Origin of the sequence: Streptomyces polygonati (assembly GCF_042650325.1) — a bacterium.
Taxonomy (GTDB): Bacteria; Actinomycetota; Actinomycetes; order Streptomycetales; family Streptomycetaceae; genus Actinacidiphila; species Actinacidiphila polygonati.
Genome location: NZ_JBHSBB010000045.1, coordinates 1 through 19066 on the forward strand (window position 1 = coordinate 1; position 19066 = coordinate 19066).

Below are 19066 nucleotides of genomic sequence, written 5' to 3' on the forward strand. Positions count from 1 at the left end.
AGTTCAAGCCGTCACAGCAACCACGAGCGACGCCGGGTTCGATTTCTGACCATAAAAGACAAGCTCAGGGAACCTGGTCGCGCGGCCGAGTGCGCTGGGGGTGCTGGAGTCCCGTATGAGCGCGGGCGAGCTGCTGCTGCGGGTGTCGCCCGAGCAGGCCGTGCGGGTCGGGGAGGCGGCGTGGTCGGGACCGACCGTGTGGGCCGAACCGGCGGCGCGGGCCGACCGGGCTGGACGCGTGGGCGGTCCCGACCGACCACCATCGCCCCGACGGCGAACGGCGGCCGGACAAGCCGCCGCAACGCGCGCCCGCTGACCCCGCGCACAGCGCCTGTGTGCCGCCGCTCAGGCCGCACGCGGCTGCCACGCCTCCTGGAAGCGGCGCCGGGCGCGGAAGAGACGGGACCGGACCGTGCCGACGGGAAGCGAGAGGGTCGTCGCTATCTCGTCCTCGTTGAGTCCGTAGAACCGCAGCGCCAGGATCTGGCGGTGGGCCTCGGACAGGCGGTCCAGGACGTCGTTGATGTGCACGGCGTCCACAGAGCCGGTCTGCTGTCCCGGCTCCACCGGGGAGCAGGCGATCTCCGTCCGCAGCCGCTTGACGGTACGGACGGCCTCCCGGGTGGTGACGGAGCGCACCCAGCCGTAGAACGCGGCCGGTTCGCGCAGGGTGCCGAGGCCCCGGTAGATCGCCAGGAGGGCCTCCTGGACGGCGTCGGAGCGGTTGTCGCGGGCTATCGGGACGCACATGCGGGTGACGTACGGGGTGATCTCGGCGAGCAGGTCGTTCATCGCCCGCGCGTCTCCGGCCTGGGCCCGGGACAGCAGCACGGCGACAGGGGTGAGGGATTCGGTCTCGGAGTTCATCTCGGAGGGGTGCTCCTCGGGCGACGCGGTGTCAGACGGTGGCGGAGGGCCGGTGACGCTCTTCGTCGGACTTGGCGAGAGCGAGGAGGGCCGTCTGTACCTCGTCGCGCAGTCCGCGCATGAACGCCGGGCTGAAGCAGGCGGTGTGGTGCGGGAACTCGATGGCCAGGCGGCCGTCGAACGACGCGACGCAGGCCATCACCGGGCTGCGTCCGGCTTGCGGGAAATAGTGCTCACGGGCGGGCACGAGCCGTACGTCGGTGACGCGCGGGCCATCCGGGAGGCTCGGCCCGGACACGGCGCCCATGTTGGTGACGATGACCGTGCCGAGGTGAAGGGTCGGATGGCGCGGGACCGACGGCATGATCCGCATCTCCTGGAAGTGGTCGCCCCGGTCGAGGAAGTCCCGTAGACCGTCCCCGACCTCACGCGCCAGTCCCAGTACGTCGGTGTCCTCGTCGACCGGCAGCGCCTGGAGGTGCGTGGTGACGGCGGCGACCATGACGTCGGCGGGCACCGGAGGCGACAGACGCGAGCGTAGATCGACCGGTGACATGCAGCGCAGGACGCGAGGGCCCGGGCCGTCCAGGCGCCGGCGGGCCGCGAGCAGCAGGGCGGCGCCTATCAGGCCGTGCACGGACAGGCCCTCCGCGCGTGCCCGCGCGCGGAGCCCGGCGGTCGGCCCGGCGTCGAGCAGCAGTCGCTGGACCTCGATGCGGTGGGGCTTTTCCGGTGCTTCCCCGGTGGCGTCGACGTCGTACGGGACGAGTTCGACCGGGTGACGGCCGGCCTCCGACACCCGCTGTTCCAGGTACTTGGCCGTCTCGGCGGCGTCCGAGTGGGGCAGCAGCGTACTGATGGGCGCGGGGAGTCCGGCGGCGGGCGGGCGCGGGGACTCCGTGCCGCCGGTGATCTCCCGGTAGCGGTCCCAGAGGGTGTTGAGCAGGGCGATGGCGCTGTGTCCGTCGGTGATGACATGGTCGACGCTCAGGACGAGAGTGTGCCGGCGGCCGCCGGGACCGCCCACGAGGACCGCCCGGGTCAGCGGACCCCCCACCGTCAGCGGGCTGTTGATCTCCTCCGTGTACGCCTCGGGGCCGCCGGTACGGATCCGCAGCCGGGGCCGCTCGGCGTCCGGGAGGATTTCGAGGGCGTGACCGTCGCCGTCCGGGACGATGCGCGTCAGCAGTGTCGGCTGCTCCGCCGTGATCGCCTCGAACGCCGCGGACAGCGCCGCCGTGTCGACGGGGCCGTCCAGGTCGCAGGACAGGACGGCCCTGCTTCGCTGGGCAACGTAAAGGTCTTCCACGGGGCACAGCACGCGTCTCATGCACACAGCCTTTCTCCGCGTCGGCCTCGCTCCGCGGGAGAGCAGGCCTGACGTCTTCTCTGCTCGGATCTGCCGGATTCTTGGCGTGAGCGGTCGGCCCGCGTGGTAGAGGAAAGCAGTTTTCAGGAACGGACAGGCAACACGCGGACCGATCACCGTGCCGGAAGGCACCGCCGAGCGGAACAGTGCCGTCCAGCGATTGCAGAACAGCCGGAAGTTCCGACTGGAATCTCTTTCACCGGTAAAACCCATGCATGGCAGACGAAGTCGGCCGGCCCGCAGTCATCTCGTCGATTTCCTGAAGCCACCTTCGGGTTCGATCCGGATTCGCTTGATCGACGGACTCGGCACCGCCGCTCCCCCCTGCCGGTGAAGCGTCCGCGCCTACTCGGTCCCCGGTACCGCACGGTCCGCGCCGACGCCGGTTCGTGTGCCGGCGGATCGGCCCGGAGCGGCCGGGGTTGCCGCGGGAGACCGGCGACGGGCCCGCAGCGCCGTCGCTGCGGGACATCAACCTTCCGGGTGGTCTCGCCGTCCCGTCTTCCGCTCCTCCGCATGCTCTCATACGGGGCCCATCAACTTGCCTGTGTATGAGTCCAGTTGACTGAATCGCGCCTCCGGTCCGCAGTCGGCCTGTAGCCCGCCGTGACATGGTTCGCCGACCGCGCGGGGGGCCGGACCGCGTGAATCGGCACCTCATGGGAGCGGGTGTCCGAGGTGCCGCCATCGCTGCCACATGCGCTTCCGTCCACGGGAGACAGGAGTGCCGGCCGGCCCCCGCGCCCCGTGCCGCACCCGGTTCACGGGCCTCCGGCACACTGTCGCGGCGCGGACAATGGGGCGTCCGACGAGAATGTCTCAAATCATTTCCCTTCCCGGGAAAATTCGCGCCGCCCCGGGGCGCCCTTGACTGGCCGACTCCCGGTCGTGCAGAGTGAGGCGGCGGAAGATGATCGCCGCCTGCCCAGGCGATTCTCGCGCCGCGTTATTCCGCCGCCTTCCGGCTCCCTCGATCTTCCCGTCGTATTCCCCCTCGGACAGCGCCTTGCGGGGACGCTTTCGGCGCCCCGACGGGCGCGGCGTCGAATACGTCCCCTCCGTCTGTCCGGCGCCCCGGCCGGGACCGTCCAGTGATTCGTGTGAATACCACTCGCCATTGAGAGTTGGTGCCATGTCAGTCCATGAGCACGAACGTCGACAGCTTTCCGGAGCCCAGGAGGGTCTGTGGTTCGCCGGCCGGCTGGCGGCGCACACGGCCGCCTACAACACCGGCGAGTACGTGGAGATCCACGGCTCGGTCGACACCGCCCTGTTCGAGGCAGCCCTACGCCGGACCGTGGCGGAGGCCGACACCTTCGCGCTGCGCTTCTTCGACACCCCGGACGGTCCGCGCTGCGTGCTTGCCGACGACCCGGACGACTGGCCGCTGAACCGCGTCGACGTGAGCGGCGAGCCCGATCCGCGGAGCGCCGCGGAGGACTGGATCCGCCAGGACCTGGCGATGGCGACCGATCTCGTCTCGGGGCCGCTGTTCTCGCACGCGCTGATCGCACTGGGCCAGGACCGGTTCATCTGGTTCCTGAGGGCCCATCACATCCTGCTCGACGGCTACAGCTACAAGCTGGTGGCCCGGAGGCTCGCCGACACCTACACCGCTCTCGCCGCCGGGCGCGACCCCGGGCCGGCCGGATTCGAGCCGGTCGCGCGGCTCCGGGCCGAGGATGCCGCCTATCTCGGCTCCGAGCGCCACGACCGGGACCGCGCGTTCTGGGCGGACCGGCTCGCCGGGGCCCCCGAGCCGGTCCGTCTCACCGACCGTACGGCCCCGCCCGAGGCGCCCTTCCTGCGCCGCACCCACGACTTCACGCCCGACGAGACGGCGGCGATCGGCGCGGCGGCCGCCCGTCTGGGGGTCTCCCGCACCGACCTGCTGGTGGGGGCCGTCGCCGCGTATCTGCACCGGATGACCGGCGCCGACGACCTGGTCCTGGGCCTCGCCACGATGAGCCGTCTCGGCTCGGCCGTACTGCGCACCCCGGGCACGGCCTCCGACATCCTGCCGCTGCGCGTCACTCTCTCCCCCACCGCGCCGGTGTCCGAGCTGATCCGGTCGGTGGCCGGGGAACTCCGGTCGCTGGGCCGGCACCAGCAGTACCGGGGCGAGTTCGTGCGCCGCGACCTGGGTCTGCTGGGCGCGGGGCGGCGGCCGCACGGACCGGTGGTCAACATCGTGCCGTTCTCCGAGGACCTGACCTTCGCGGGACATCCCTCGACCACCCACCACCTGTCCGGCGGCGCGGTCGACGACATGCAGATCAGCGTGCGCCCGGGAGCCGAGGCCGGCGCGCTGTGGCTGGCGTTCGACGCCAATCCGGCCGCCTACGAGCAGGACGAACTGGACACCCACCTGCGGCGGTTCCTCCTCCTGCTGCGACAACTCACCGCCGGTGACGAGCACGCGCTTCTCGCCGACGTCTCGCTGCTGCTGCCGGGCGAGGCGCCGCGGACGCGGCCCCGGCGCGTCCGTACCGTCACCGGCACCCTCACCCGGCGCTTCGAGGAACAGGCGGCCCGCGTCCCGGGGGCCACCGCGGTGACCTACCGGGGAGAACACCTCACCTATGCCGAACTCAACGCGGACGCGAACCGGTTGGCGCGGCTACTCGTCGCGCGCGGTGCGGGACCCGGCAAGGTGGTGGCGCTGGCGCTGCCCCGCGGAACACGGCTCGTCGTGTCGCTGCTCGCCGTGCTGAAGACCGGCGCCGCCTATCTGCCGCTGGACACCGGTCATCCGGCGGAGCGGCTGCGGCTGGTCGCCGAGGACGTACCCCCGGCCGTGCTCGTCACCGACGCCGGGACCGCGGGCGAGCTTCCCGCGATACCGGCGCCGACCGTGGTCCTGGGCGGCCAGGTGACCACCGAGGAACTCGCCGCGCACCTGGACGGCGATCTCACCGACGCGGACCGCACCGGGCCCACCGGTCCGGACGACATCGCGTACATCATCCACACCTCCGGTTCCACCGGCCGTCCCAAGGGCGTACCCGTCCCGCACTCCAACGTCCTGCGGCTGTTCGAGGCGTCCGCCGAGCACTTCGACTTCGGGCCGGACGACGTGTGGACGCTCTTCCACTCCTACGCCTTCGACTTCTCCGTGTGGGAACTGTGGGGCCCGCTGCTGCACGGCGGGCGGCTCGTCGTGGTGCCGTACCTCGTCAGCCGCTCGCCGCGCGAGTTCCTGCGGCTGCTGCGCGACGAGCGGGTCACCGTGCTCAATCAGACGCCGTCCGCCTTCGAGCAGCTGATGGGGGCCGATCTGGAGGGCGAGCGCACCGGAACGGCCCTGCGCTACGTGGTGTTCGGCGGCGAGGCGCTGCGGGCCGAGCGGCTGCGGCCGTGGGCGGACCGGTACGGCCTGACCGCGCCGGCCCTGATCAACATGTACGGCATCACCGAGACGACCGTCCATGTCACCCTCCAACGCCTGACCCGCGCCCACCTCGACGACCCGCGCCGGCCCAGCGTGATCGGCGCTCCGCTGGACGACCTGTGCGTCCACCTGCTCGACAGGGCGCTGCGGCCGGTTCCGCCGGGGGTCACCGGCGAGATGTACGTGTCGGGCCCGGGGGTGGTTCCCGGCTACCTCGGGCGGCCCGAGCTGACCGCCGAGCGGTTCCTGGAGGACCCGTTCGGGGCGCCGGGCACGCGGATGTACCGCACCGGCGACCTCGCCCGGCGTACCGCCGACGGGGTCCTGCACTACCGGGGACGCGGCGACGAGCAGGTGAAGATCCGCGGGTTCCGGGTCGAACCCGGCGAGATCCAGGCCGTACTCGCCGAGCACGCCCGGGTCGCCGCGGCGGCGGTCGTCGTACGCCGGACCGCGGACGGCGAACCGCGGCTCCTCGCCTACGCCGTTCCCGTCGGGGGAGATCCCGCCGGGGCAGACCTTTCGCTCCCCGCCGAGTTGCGCGCCCATGTCGCCGAGCGGCTGCCGGGCCACATGGTCCCGGCCGCGTGCGTGCTGCTCGACGCGCTGCCGCTGACCGCGAACGGCAAGCTCGACGTGCGGGCCCTGCCCGAGCCGGACTTCGCCGGCGCCGCCACCGGGCCGGGCCCCACGACGCCGGAACAGGCCCTGGTCTGCGGGCTGTTCGCCGAGGTGCTGCGACTGCCCGAGGGATCCGTGGGCGTGGCCGCCGACTTCTTCGGCCTGGGCGGACACTCCCTGCTGGCGGTACGGCTGCTGGCCCGGCTGCGCGCCGAGACCGGCCGGGACATTGCGATGACCGTGCTCTTCGACACGCCCACGCCGGCCGCCCTGGCGGTACGGCTGACGGAGGAGTCCGCCGCGGCACTGCGGCTGCCCGCTCTGGAGGCGGCGGCGCGTCCCGCACGGGTGCCGCTGTCCTTCGCCCAGGAGCGGATGTGGTTCCTCAACCGGCTGGGCGGCGCGGCTGCGACGTACAACATCCCCCTGGCCGTCCCGCTGGAGCCCGAGGTCGACGAGGTGGCGCTGCGGGCGGCGCTCGCCGATGTCGTGGACCGGCACGAGAGCCTTCGCACGGTGTTCGCGGACGATGGCGACGGTCCGCACCAGCGGGTCCTGCCGCCCGGGACGCTGCGTCCGGAGCTGCGGATCGTGGACTGCCCGGCCGAGGAGGTGGACGCGCAGGTCTCCGCGGCGGGCCGGCACCGGTTCGACCTGACGCGGGAGAGCGCGCTGTGGGCCGCGGTGCTCGGCACCGGGGAACGTCGCACGCTGCTGCTCGTCCTGCACCACAGCGCGGCCGACGGCTGGTCGCTGCGGCCCCTGGCGGAGGATCTCAGCGCCGCCTACGAGGCCCGCGGGGAGGGCCGGGCGCCGCACGGGAAGCCGTTGCCGGTGCAGTACGCCGACTACGCCCTGTGGCAGCGCCGCGTGCTGGCCCCCGCGCCGGCTGGGCTCGGCCGGCGGGAGCGGCTCACCGGCTTCTGGCGCGAGGCCCTGGCGGGGCTGCCCGCGGAGAGCACCCTGCCCGCCGACCGGGCACGGCCCGCCGTCGCCGCCGGCGCGGGCGGGAGCGTGTCGGCGACCGTGGACGCGGCGCTGCACGAGCGGCTGGCGCGGCTGGCGGAGGCCGAGAACGCGAGTCTGTTCACCGTCCTGCACGCCACCGTGGCCGCCCTGCTGTCCCGCTGGGGCTCCGGCACCGACCTGGCGATCGGCACTCCGGCGGCCGGACGCACCGAGGCCGCGCTGGACGACGTCATCGGGCTGATCACCAACACCCTCGTGCTGCGCACGGACGTCTCGGACGACCCGGACTTCCGTGAACTGCTCGCGCGGACCCGCCGGTTCGACCTCGCCGCCCTGGACCACCAGGATCTGCCGTTCGACCTGCTCGTGGATGTCCTCAACCCGCCCCGGCACCCGGCCCGTCATCCGCTGTTCCAGGTCATGCTGGCCCTGCAGAACAACGAGCCGGCCGTGCTCCGGCTCGGCGGCCGGCGCACCCCGCTGCGGCCCACGGCCACCGGCACCGCCAAGTTCGACCTCTTCGTGGACGTCCTGGAACGGCGTGACGAGTGGGGGGCGCCCCAGGGCCTGGACCTCCATGTCGAGTACGCGACCGACCTGTTCGCCCCGGAGACCGCCGCCCGCTTCGCCGAGGCGCTGTCCGCCGCGCTCGCCGCAGTGTGCGCGGATCCGGCGCTGCGGGTGGGCGACCTGCCCGCGCGCGGGCCCCGGTCGCGGGCCCTGCCCGGTGACCTGGCCGCCGCGGCTCTGCGGGTGGCCGGCGTGCGCGACGCGATCGCCCTGCCGTCCCGCGACGCCGATCCGGTGTCGCTGTACGTGGTGCCCGGCCGGGCCGCCGTGTCCGACGAGGTGGAGCGGGTCCTCGAATCCGCCGCTCGCGTCACCGCGGTGTCCGGGCTGCCGCGCACCCCGGGCGGGGCCCTGGACGTCGACGCCCTGCGCGCGCTGCCCGCCGTGGACCGCACCGCCGCCACCGGCTGGGAGAGGGAGCTGGCCCGGCTGACCGGCGTCCGCGAGGCGAGGGTCGAGGCGGAGGACGTTCCGGAGGAGCTGGGCCGGATCCACGCCGGACCGCCCCGGCCGGAGAGCCGGCCGCGGACCCTCCCCGACGCCGGGTCCCGGGCCGGCCGCGCCCCGGCCCTCAGCGAGGGTCCTCCCCTGCCCGAGCCGTCCGTCCGGGGCTGGGCGGAAGCCCTCACCCGCGCCGCGGCCAAGCCGCACGGCGAGATCGTCCACGTACGTGCGGACGGCGGCGAGACCCGCCGCAGTTACGCCGCACTCGCCGAGGACGCCTCCCGCGTCCTGGCCGGACTGCGGCACAGGGGGCTGCGGCCCGGGGACCGGGTCGTCCTCCAGTGCTCGGACACGGAGGACTTCGTGGCCGTGCTGTGGGGATGCGTCCTCGGCGGGTTCGTGGCCGTGCCGCTGACCGTGCCCCTGACCTACGCCGCCCCCTCGGCCGCTCTCAGCAAGCTGGAGGGCATCTGGCGGATGTTGGACCGGCCGTGGATCGTCGCCTCGGCGTCGGACGCGCCCGGGCTGCGCGAACTCGCCGACCGGGACGGCTGGCCGGAGCCGCGGCTGACGACCGCCGACGCGCTGCGCGAGGCGCCCGAGGACCGCGACTGGCACACGGCGGAACCGGACGACCTGATCCTGTTGCTGATGACGTCGGGCAGCACCGGCCTGCCGAAGGCCGTGCGGATCACCCACCGGGGCGTACTGACCCGGGCGGCGGCCACCGAGGCGATGAACGGCCTGGGCGAGCACGACGTCACCCTCAACTGGATCCCGCTGGACCATGTGACCGGCGTGGTGATGTTCCATCTGCGGGACGTGTATCTGGGCTGCCGCCAGATACACGCGCCGACCTCCTGGATCCTCCAGGACCCGCTGCGCTGGGCCGACCTGGCCGACCGGCACCGGGTCAGCGTCACCTGGGCGCCCAACTTCGCCTTCGGGCTCCTCGCCGAGCAGGCGCACCGTTTCGAGGGACGCGCCTGGGACCTGTCGCCGATGCGGCTGGTGATGAACGCCGGCGAGGTCGTCGTCGCCGCCGCGGCGCGCGGCTTCCTGCGCGCGCTGCGCCCGTTCGGGCTGCCGCAGGACGTGATGCACCCCGGCTGGGGCATGTCCGAGACCTGCTCGGTGGTCACCGACGGCGTGCTGTCCGCCGAACCGCCGGACCGCGAAGAGTCCTTCGTCAGCTGCGGGCTGCCGTATCCCGGGTTCGCCATGCGGATCGTCGACGACCGCGACACCGTCCTGGCCGAGGGCGACGCGGGTCTGCTCCAGGTGCGCGGGACCTCGGTGACCCAGGGGTACCACGACAACGCGAAGGCCAACGCGGAGTCGTTCACCGGGGACGGCTGGTTCGATACCGGCGACCTCGCCTTCCTGCGGGACGGTGAGCTGTACATCACCGGCCGGGTCAAGGACCTCATCATCGTCAACGGTGTCAACCACTACAGTCACGAGATCGAGTCCTGCGTCGAGGAACTCCCCTGCGTGGTGAGGAGTTTCACGGCCGCCTGCGCGGTCCGCTCCGACCCGTCCGCGACCACCGACGAACTCGCCCTCTTCTTCCAGCTCGCGCCGGGCCACGACCCGGCCGACGCCCTGCGCGAGATCGGCGGCAAGGTGACCCGGGAGATCGGGGTGAGCCCCGCCTTCCTGATCCCGGTCGACGCCGAGGACATCCCGAAGACCGAGATCGGGAAGATCCAGCGCACCAAGCTCCGCAAGTCCTTCGAGGCGGGCGACTTCGACGAGGCGGTCCGCGAGACGCAGTTGCTGCTCGGCAGCGCGGCCACGCTGCCGGACTGGTTCCTGCGGCCGGTGTGGCAGCGGGCCGACGCCCTGCGTCCGCCGATGGAAGCGGCCGGGCGCCACGTTCTCGTACTGGCCGGCCGCGACCTCGGGCCGGCCGCCCGGGTGGCCGGGCGGCTGCGGGCCGGGGGCGGGCTGTGCACGGTGGTCGCGCCGGGGCGGGCCTGCGAACGGATCGACGCCGCCGCCTACCGCGTACGACCCGCGGAAGCGGACGACTTCGCCGCCGTGCTCGAGCTGCTCGGTGCCGACGGGCGCGAACTCGACGCGGTGATCGTCCTCGGCGCACCCGAGGAGGGCGATCCCGCCGAGTCGCTGCTGGCCTTCGTCCACGCGCTGGCCGGCCGGCAGGATCAAAAGCGCCCGCTGCCACTGCTGTTCGTCACAGCCGGCGCGCACGCCGTGACGCCCCGGGACCTGCCGCGCTGCGACCACGCCACCTCGGTGGGTCTGCTCACGTCCCTGCGCGAGGAGTTGCCCTGGCTGCGGGGCGTCCACGTCGACCTGGCGCCGGACTGGGACCCGGACACGCTGCTCGCCGAGCTGACGGACGCGCCGGTGGAGGCCGAGGTCGCCCACCGCGACGGGCTGCGCCACGTGCGCCGGCTGGCCCCCCTGCCCGACCCGCCGACACGCGCCCGGCCGCCCGCCGCCGGCTTCCATCTGATCAGCGGCGGTCTGGGCGGGGTCGGTGTGGAGATCGCCGAGCATCTGCTCAAGACCCCCGGCACGAGGCTGCTGCTGCTCGGCCGCGGTGAGCCCGGCGACGAATTGCGGCGGCTCGCCCGGCTCGGGGACGTGCGCCACGCGCGGGCCGACGTCACCGACGCCGTCCAGGTGCGGGCCGCCGTGCGGGAGGCGGCCGGGGCGTGGGACGCGCCCCTGACCTCGGTGCTGCATCTGGCCGGTGCCTTCGACGAGCGGCCGGCCCTCGAGCTGGACACGGAGAGCTGGCGGACCGCGCTGGACGCGAAGGTGCGGGGTGCCTGGGCGCTGCACGAGGTCGCGGCCGAGCACCCGGTCGGCTCTTTCATCATGTTCTCCTCCGTCAACGGCTACTTCGGCGGCGCGATGAACTCCGCGTACTCGGCCGCCAACGCCTTCCTGGACGCCCTGGCCGTGCACCGCCGTCACCTGGGCCTGCCCGGGCAGAGTCTCGCGTGGAGCATGTGGCGCGAGCGCGGCATGAGCCGCGGCTACGGCCTCACCTCGCTGACCGAGGCCCGCGGCTACCGGGTCCTCGACCCGGCGGCGGCGCTGCGCTCCTTCGACTTCGCGCGGACCCTGGACGAGCCGCACATCCTGATCGGCACCGACCGAACGGCGCCGTGGGTCCGCAGCCATCTGGCGGGCCCCGTACGGCAGGTGCGGCGGCTCGCCGCGCGGGTCACCCTCGACGAGGGCACCGACCTCGGCTCGCTGTACCGCGCGGCGGCCCGGGGCGCGGCGGGCGAGTCCTGGGTGCTACGGTCGGCCGGCACGGCCGCCGCACACTCCGAGGCCCCCGAGTCCGCTGCGGACTCACGCCGTCTGGAGACCCGGCTCGCCGGCGTCTGGTGCGCGGTGCTGGGCCGGGACCGGGTCGGCCATGACGACAACTTCTTCGATCTGGGCGGCAATTCGCTGCTCCTGGTCGGCGCTCAGACGGCGATCAACAAGGAACTGGGCTGCCAACTCGACGTGGTGGACCTGTTCACCCATCCGACGGTGCGGGCGCTCGCCCGGCACCTGGTCGGCCGCGCGGTCGGCCCCGCCGCCGACGCCGGGGCGGTTCCCGAGCCGGACCGGCCCTCCGGCCTGGACCGGGCGAAGCAGCAGGCACAGCGACAGCGGGCGGCCCGCGGCGCCCGGCGCTCCGTACGGGACAGGAAGGACCGGACCGATGGCTGAGCCCACCACCCCGCCGGAGGAGGAGATGCCCGCCGTCGCCGTGATCGGCATGGCGGCGCGCTTCCCGGGCGCGGACGACGTCGACGCCTTCTGGGAGAACCTCGCCGCGGGCCGCGACGCGGTACGGCCCATCACCGACGAGGAGTTCCTCGCGGCGGGCGGCGACCCGGAGGATCTCGACGACCCGACCCTGATCCGGATGGCGTCCGTGGTCGGCGGAATCGACCGCTTCGACGCGGACTTCTTCGGGATGAGTCCGGCGGAGGCGGCCGTCGTCGACCCGCAGCAGCGGCTGCTGCTGGAGACGGCGTACCGCGCGCTGGAGGACGCGGGGCAGGTGCGCGAGGCGTCGGAGATCGTCACGGGCGTGTACGCGGGCGCCGGCGACAGCCGCTACTACCCGGCCCACCTGTATCCCCACTACGCCGGTCAGCCGGGGTCGATGGCTCTGGTGCACGCGGCCACCGCCAACTCACTGGGCACGCTGGCCACCCGGATCTCCTACGAACTCGGGCTCACCGGGCCGAGTCTGTCGCTCCAGACGGCGTGCTCCACGGCGCTGGTCGCTCTGCACACCGCGTGCCAGGACCTGCTGGACTTCCGGTGCGACCTGGCGCTCGTCGGGGCGGTGTCCCTCAACCCCTCGGCACTCCTGGGGTACCGGCACGTGCCGGACGGTCCGTTCTCGCCGGACGGGCGCTGCCGGGCCTTCGCGGCGGACGCGGCCGGCACCTCCTCGGGCGACGGGGTCGGGATGGTCGTACTGAAGCGGCTGGACGACGCGCTCGCCGACGGGGACCGGATCCGGGCCGTGGTGCGGGGCTCGGCGATCAACAACGACGGGCGCCGCAAGGTCGGGTTCACCGCTCCCAGCGCGTCCGGCCAGGCCGAGGTGATCCTTGCCGCGCAGGCCCAGGGCGACATCGACGCGGACACCATCGGGCTGGTCGAGGCACACGGCACCGCCACCCGGATCGGCGACCCGATCGAGGTCGCGGCGCTGTCCGAGGCGTTCCGGGCGAGCACGGACCGGCGCGGGTTCTGCGCGCTGGGCTCGGTCAAGACCAACATCGGGCATCTCGGCGCGGCGGCCGGAATCGCCGGCCTCGTGAAGGCCGTACTCGCCCTGGAGCACCGGCGCATACCGCCCAGCCTGCACTTCGGCGCGCCGAATCCGCTGATCGACTTCGCGTCCAGCCCGTTCCGGGTGCCGACCGAGCTGGAGGAGTGGCCGGACGGCGGCCATCCGCGCCGGGCGGCGATCAGCGCCTTCGGGGTCGGCGGCACCAACGCCCACGTCATCATCGAGGAGGCACCGCCCGCCCCGGAGCCACCCCGGCCCACCGCGGCTCCCCGGCGGCATGTCCTGCCGCTGTCCGCGCGTACCGCGGGCGCCCTGCGCGGCCAGGCCGACGCCCTGGCCGATCACCTGGAACGCCACCCCGCACTGCGGCTCGACGACGTCGCGCACTCCCTGCGCACCGAGCGCCCGGCGCTGCGCCACCGGCTCACCGTCAGCGCCACCACGGCCGCCGAGGCGGTCGCCGCGCTCCGCGCTCCGCAGCAACCGGTGGGTCCCGTGCCCGACGATCCGCCACGGGTGGCTTTCCTGCTGCCGGGCGGCGGCACCCAGTACGTCGGCATGGGCGCCGAGCTGTACCGGGAGAACGACGTCTACCGCGACGTGGTGGACCACTGCGCGCACGTCCTGCGGCCGGTCGTCGGCGGCGATCTGCGCACCGCCCTGTTCGAGCGGGTCGAGCCGGGCAGCACGACCGCCTTCCTCGCCCTGGTCGTCACCGAGTACGCGCTGGCCAGGACGCTGATGGAGCAGGGGGTGCGCCCCGACGCGCTGATCGGGCATTCCCTGGGCGAGTACACGGCTGCCTGCCTGGCCGGCGTGATGGATCTCGACGAGATGCTGCCGGTGGTCGCCGAGCGGATCCGGCTCATCTCCTCCTGCGGCGGGGCGACCGTCGGCGTGGCCGCCTCCGCGGACGCCGTCGCCCCGCTGCTCGGCCCGCAGCTGTCGCTCGCCGCCGTGAACGGCCCCGCGGCCTGCACGGTCGCCGGGCAGACAGAGGCGGTGGCCCTGTTCGAGGCCGAACTCACCCGCCGGGACGTGCCGTTCCGCCGACTGCGCATGCCCGCCGCCGCCCACTCCCACGTCCTCGACCCGATCCTGGACATTTTCGCCGGGCAGTTGCGTACCCTGCGGCTGCGACCGCCCCGGATCCCGTACGTCACCAATGTCACCGGCACCTGGATCACTGACGCGCAGGCGACGGACGTACGGCACTGGGTCGACCACACGCGGCGGACCGTACGGTTCGCCGACGGGGTCGGCGCGTTGTGGGCGGACGGTCGACCGGTGCTCGTGGAGATCGGGCCCGGTGACAGCATGACCAGACTGGCCCGCGCCCGCCTGACGGGCGAGGAGCCGGTGACCGTGGCGACCATGCGGCACGCCAAGGCGAGCGGGCCGGACGGCTTCGTCCTCGCCGGTGCGCTGGGACGGCTGTGGGCCGCCGGGGTCGAGGGGGCGCTGCCCGACGGCACGGACCCCGCCGCGCCCGCGCGCCGGGTGCGGTTGCCCGGGTACGCCTTCGACCGGCGGCGGCACTGGATCGACGCCCCGGGCGCGCGCGCCGTCTCCGGGGCGGCGGAGCGGGAGCGGGCCGTCGCTCCCGAAGGCGGACGGATGTCCCGTCCGCTGCTGGCGACCGAGCACGTGGCGCCGCGCACGGACCGGGAGCAGGCGGTGACCGAGCTGTGGCAGGAGCAGTTGGGCATCGAGGGCATCGGCGTCCACGACAACTTCTTCGACCTCGGCGGCGACTCGATGCGGGCCGTGCTCCTCGTGGGCCGGCTGCGCGCGACGGGCGTGCTCGACGTACCGGCCGCGATGCTGCTGGCCGAACCGACGGTGGCCGGGCTGCTGGCCGCGGCCGAAGACCGCCGGGGCCCGTCCTCCGACGCGCTGCGCCCGCTGCTGCCGCTGCGCCGGGAGGGCGCGGGGACGCCGCTGTTCTGCCTCCATCCCGGAGCGGGCATCTCCTGGCGGTACACCGGTCTGCTGCCGCATCTCGGCCCGGACCAGCCGGTGTTCGGCATCCAGGCGTACGGCCTCGACGGCACCCGTCCGCCCGCACCGGACGCCGCGTCCATGGTGGCGTCGTACGTGGACCTCATCCGCGAGGCACAGCCCGTGGGCCCCTACCGGCTGCTGGGCTGGTCCTACGGCGGGTTCGTCGCGCACGCCATGGCCTGCGCGCTCCAGGAGCGCGGTGAGCGAGTCGAGTTGCTGGCACTGCTGGACGCCCCGCAGACGCACGGTACGCTCCACGACCCGGAACAGGCCGAACGGCAGGTGGCCGCGCTGCTGACGCGGGTGGCGGGCCTGCCGGCCGCCACGGACGGCGCGGTCCCGGACGTCGAGGGCGTGCTGGCGCGGATCGGCGAGGACCCGGCGGACGGCGCCGCCGCGGCTCCGGTGACGCGCGCCGAGGCCGCGGCGATCGCCGATGTGATGCGCAACAACCTGCGGATCGCACCACAGTTCAGCCCCGGCGTGTTCCGCGGCGACGTGCTGTTCTTCAGCGCGACCGAGGAGGCGGGCGCCGACGGCGCCGACCTCTCCCTCGCGCCGGGCAAGGCGGACTCCTGGCGGCCGTACGTCGACGGATCGCTGACCGATCACCCCGTGTCCTGCGGCCACTACGAAATGACCGAACCCGGGCCGATGGCCGAGATCGGCGCGGTGGTGGCCAAGGCCCTGCGCGCCCTCTCCGGCTGAACCCGGCCCGCTTCCCGGCTCATCGGGCCCTCCTCCACCGAACGCTCAGGAGAACTCTGTGATCAAGGACCTCTATGACCTCGGCGACGCGCCCGAACTCGGCGCGGTGCCCAAGCGGATGTACGCCTCCGTGATCCGCCGCGAGCGCTACGGTGAGCCCGTCGACGCCTTCCGCACCGAGGTGGTGGACGTTCCACCGGTACGGCCGGGCCAGGTCCTGGTGAAAGTGATGGCGGCGGGCGTGAACTACAACAACGTGTGGGCCGCGCTGGGTTCGCCGCTGGACGTCATCACCGCCCGGCAGAAGCAGGGCGCCACGGAGGACTTCCACATCGGCGGCTCCGACCTCTCCGGCGTCGTCTGGGCCGTCGGTGAGAACGTGCGCGGGGTGAAGCCGGGCGACGAGGTGGTCGTGCTGGCCGCGCGCTGGGACGAGTCCGCCGAGGACGTCCGGCTCGGCGCCGAGCCGGTCACCTCCGCCTCGCAGCGGGTCTGGGGCTACGAGGAGAACTACGGCTCCTTCGCGCAGTTCGCGGTCGTCGACGACTACATGTGCCACCCCAAGCCGGCCCGGCTGTCCTGGGCGGCGTCGGCCTGCTACATGGCGACGGCGGCGACCGCCTACCGTCAGCTGTTCGGCTGGCAGCCGCACACCGTCCGCCCCGGCGACCCGGTCCTGGTCTGGGGCGGCGCGGGCGGCCTCGGCAGCATCGCCATCCAGCTCGTCCGGCATGTCGGCGGCATACCCGTGGCCGTCGTCTCCAGCCAGGAGCGCGGCGAGTTCTGCGTGGGGCTCGGCGCCGAGGGCTGGATCGACCGGCGGGACTTCGACCACTGGGGCCGCCTGCCGGACGCCTCGGACGAGGCGGCCATGGCCAAGTGGCTGTCCGGGGCACGGGCGTTCGGCCGCCGTTTCTGGGAGGTGCTCGGCGAGCGCCGGGCGCCGCGGATCGTGCTGGAGCACTCCGGTGCCGACACCATTCCGACGTCGCTGTACCTCTGCGACAACGCCGGCATGGTGGTCATCTGCGGCGGTACGACCGGCTACAACGGCGATGTCGACCTGCGGTTCCTGTGGATGCGGCAGAAGCGGTTGCAGGGCTCGCACGTGGCGTCGCTGCGCGAGGCGCGCGAGGTGACCCGGCTGATCGACCAGGGAGCCGTCGACCCGTGCCTGTCACGGACGTTCGGCTTCGAGGAGATCGGCCTCGCGCATCAGCTGCTGCACGAGAACCGGCACCCGGCCGGGAACATGGCGGTGCTGGTGAACGCGAGCGAGTAGCGGCGGAGCCCGGCGGCTTCCGCCCGTTCCGGGACCTCTCCACGGGGAGAGGTCCCGGAACGGGGGCGCAGAGCGGGCGTCGGCGCGCCGTCGGGGCGCGCCCGCGCGCCCGTGCACCGCGCGCGGGGGCTGCCTCAGACCCGCCCGCGCAGCTGCTTCTTGATGATCTTCCCGGCGGGGTTCCGCGGCACCTGCTCGATGAACTCGACACGGCGGGGCCGCTTGTAGGGGGCGAGGGTCCCGGCGAGGTGCGCGAGCAGGGTCCGGGCGTCCGTGGCCTCCTCGGCGACGACGTACGCCAGAGGTATCTCGCCGTAGTCCTCATCCGGGATGCCGACGACGGCCGCGTCCCTGACCGCCGGGTGGGTCATGAGGACGCGCTCGATCTCGGACGGGTACACGTTCTGGCCGGCCCGGATGATCAGGTCCTTGGTCCGGTCCACGAGGTGGATACGGCCGCCCTCGTCGACGAATCCGAGGTCCCCGGTGCGGACCCAGCCGTTCAGGAGCACTTCCTCGGTGGCCCCGGGGTCGTTCCAGTAGCCCTGCATGACCCCAGGCCCCCGCACGACGATCTCGCCGATCTCGCCCCTGGGCAGCTCCCCGCCCCCTGCGCCGACGGCACGCGCGGACATGCCCGGGATCACCCGGCCGCACGGGATACGGACCGTGACCTCGCCGGGCGCGGGGTGTTCCTCGGGGCCGAGGGTCACGAACGGACCGCCGACCTCGGTCATGCCGTACACCTGGCGGAAACCGCAGCCGAGCCGAGTCACGGCATCGGCGTAGACGTCGAGGGGCATCGGGGCGGCGCCGTAGAGGATCTCGCGCAGGGAGGACAGGTCTGTGCTGTGCGAGGCCTTCGCCTGGAGCATGAAGCGCAGCATCTGCGGGACGAGCCACAGGTGGGTGGCCCGGTGCTGTTCGACGGCGGCCAGGGCACGCTGCGGTGTGAAGCCGGGCATCAGCACGATCGTGGCCCCGGCGGCCATGTAGGTGAGGGAGACGACCATGCTGCCGTGGTAGAGGGGGGCGCAGTTGACCATGATGATGTCGTCGGTGGGGCGGGCGACGGCCAGCCAGCCCAGACCGATGGCGCGGAACGACGCCGGGTCGACGGTGACGCCCTTGGCCTGGCCGGTGGTCGCCGAGGTGTGCAGGACGGCGACCGGGTCGGTGTCGGCGACCTCCGGCTGCGGGACCGGTCCGGTGACCGTGCCGAGGGCGGTGAACACCGGCTTGTCGAGTGCCACGCGCAGACGTACGTGGTCCGGCAGTGAGGTGTGCCGGTCGAGCAGCTCCGACTCGCCCAGCACCGCGACCGCGCCGACCCGCTCGATGATCCCCGTCACCTCTGGCGCGGTGAGGCTGTGGTTCAGCGGCACGAACAGGGCGCCCAGGCGGGCCAGCGCGAAGTAGCTCTCCAGGACCTCGATCCGGTCCAGGGAGAGGACGGCCACCCGGTCACCGCGTTCGATGCCGAGATCGGCCAGAGCGCCGGCGAGTTCGGCCGTCCGGTCGTGGAATTGCGCCCAGGTGACGCTGCGGTGCTCGTCGACGAGGGCGACCCGGTCGGGGAAGCACTGGCGATTGCGCTCCAGCAGTTGGGTCAGCCACATCACGCGCCGCCCGCGGAACCGGCGACGGAACGCTCGGCGATGAACCGCTCGTAGTCGTCGATGGTGTTCAGGTGCTCCATGTCGGCAGCCGTGATCTCCACCCCGGTGCGCTGCTCCACCAGCAGCACCAGCCGCACCAGGTCACCGGAGTCGATGCCGCTGCCGGCCAGCGCTTCGTCGTCGCCGATGGCCTCGGCGTACTCGATCGTGCCGGTGAGTTCGACCAGCAACTGCCTGATGGTGCTGCTCATGGCTTCCCCTTTCGTCCTGCCGCGGCCGGCGCCCGTGGGCAGCCCGGATGAGACAGGCGCACGCGTCCGGATCTCACCGGGAGAAGAGACACGCGGAGGGCGGAGCTATCCCCGCGCCGTGAGTGACATGTGTCACGCGGGCAACCGGGAGCGGCCGGGGATAGCGGGCCCCGGCGACCGCC

At 73.4% G+C, this 19066-nt stretch carries 7 protein-coding genes; 3 read left to right on the forward strand and 4 right to left on the reverse strand.

What is annotated here, in order from left to right:
* Positions 1 to 345 precede the first annotated feature (345 nt).
* Positions 346 to 867: an RNA polymerase sigma factor gene (locus tag ACFO3J_RS32765; protein ID WP_386437442.1), complete on the reverse strand. Its 522-nt coding sequence runs from the start codon at positions 865 to 867 to the stop codon at positions 346 to 348.
* A 31-nt stretch (positions 868 to 898) separates the two neighbouring features.
* A complete protein-coding gene (locus ACFO3J_RS32770) occupies positions 899 to 2197 on the reverse strand; it encodes a phthiocerol/phthiodiolone dimycocerosyl transferase family protein (RefSeq protein ID WP_386437445.1) in 1299 nt (432 codons plus the stop codon).
* Positions 2198 to 3368: 1171 nt separating this feature from the next.
* Between ACFO3J_RS32770 and ACFO3J_RS32775 the strand changes: the two genes are divergently transcribed.
* The 3 genes from ACFO3J_RS32775 to ccrA are packed head-to-tail and all read left to right on the forward strand — an operon-like array spanning position 3369 to position 17014.
* Entirely contained in the window at positions 3369 to 11936 is an 8568-nt protein-coding gene (locus tag ACFO3J_RS32775; RefSeq protein ID WP_386437448.1) for an amino acid adenylation domain-containing protein, read from the forward strand.
* Positions 11929 to 15732 (forward strand): type I polyketide synthase, encoded by a 3804-nt coding sequence (locus tag ACFO3J_RS32780; RefSeq protein WP_386437451.1) that lies wholly within the window; start codon positions 11929 to 11931, stop codon positions 15730 to 15732. Before ACFO3J_RS32775 ends, ACFO3J_RS32780 begins: the two co-directional genes overlap by 8 nt.
* 58 nt (positions 15733 to 15790) lie before the next feature.
* Positions 15791 to 17014 carry a crotonyl-CoA carboxylase/reductase gene (ccrA, locus tag ACFO3J_RS32785; protein ID WP_386437453.1) on the forward strand — a complete coding sequence of 408 codons (1224 nt, stop codon included), beginning with the start codon at positions 15791 to 15793 and terminating at the stop codon, positions 17012 to 17014.
* Between the two features lie 134 nt (positions 17015 to 17148).
* On the opposite strand, the gene ACFO3J_RS32790 is transcribed toward ccrA, so the two are convergent.
* Positions 17149 to 18633, reverse strand: a complete 1485-nt coding sequence (locus ACFO3J_RS32790; protein ID WP_386437456.1) for a class I adenylate-forming enzyme family protein — start codon at positions 18631 to 18633, stop codon at positions 17149 to 17151.
* Complete coding sequence (locus tag ACFO3J_RS32795; RefSeq protein WP_386437458.1) at positions 18633 to 18884, reverse strand: acyl carrier protein; 252 nt, start codon at positions 18882 to 18884, stop codon at positions 18633 to 18635. The genes ACFO3J_RS32790 and ACFO3J_RS32795 overlap by 1 nt, the downstream gene beginning before the upstream one ends.
* Positions 18885 to 19066: the final 182 nt, after the last annotated feature.

Excerpts from the sequence above, each read along its gene's own strand:
- ACFO3J_RS32795 (WP_386437458.1), bottom strand. The coding sequence starts at position 18,884 with ATGAGCAGCACCATCAGGCAGTTGCTGGTCGAACTCACCGGCACGATC.
- ACFO3J_RS32775 (WP_386437448.1), top strand. The coding sequence starts at position 3,369 with ATGTCAGTCCATGAGCACGAACGTCGACAGCTTTCCGGAGCCCAGGAG.
- ACFO3J_RS32780 (WP_386437451.1), top strand. The coding sequence starts at position 11,929 with ATGGCTGAGCCCACCACCCCGCCGGAGGAGGAGATGCCCGCCGTCGCC.
- ACFO3J_RS32765 (WP_386437442.1), bottom strand. The coding sequence starts at position 867 with ATGAACTCCGAGACCGAATCCCTCACCCCTGTCGCCGTGCTGCTGTCC.
- ACFO3J_RS32790 (WP_386437456.1), bottom strand. The coding sequence starts at position 18,633 with ATGTGGCTGACCCAACTGCTGGAGCGCAATCGCCAGTGCTTCCCCGAC.
- ACFO3J_RS32770 (WP_386437445.1), bottom strand. The coding sequence starts at position 2,197 with ATGAGACGCGTGCTGTGCCCCGTGGAAGACCTTTACGTTGCCCAGCGA.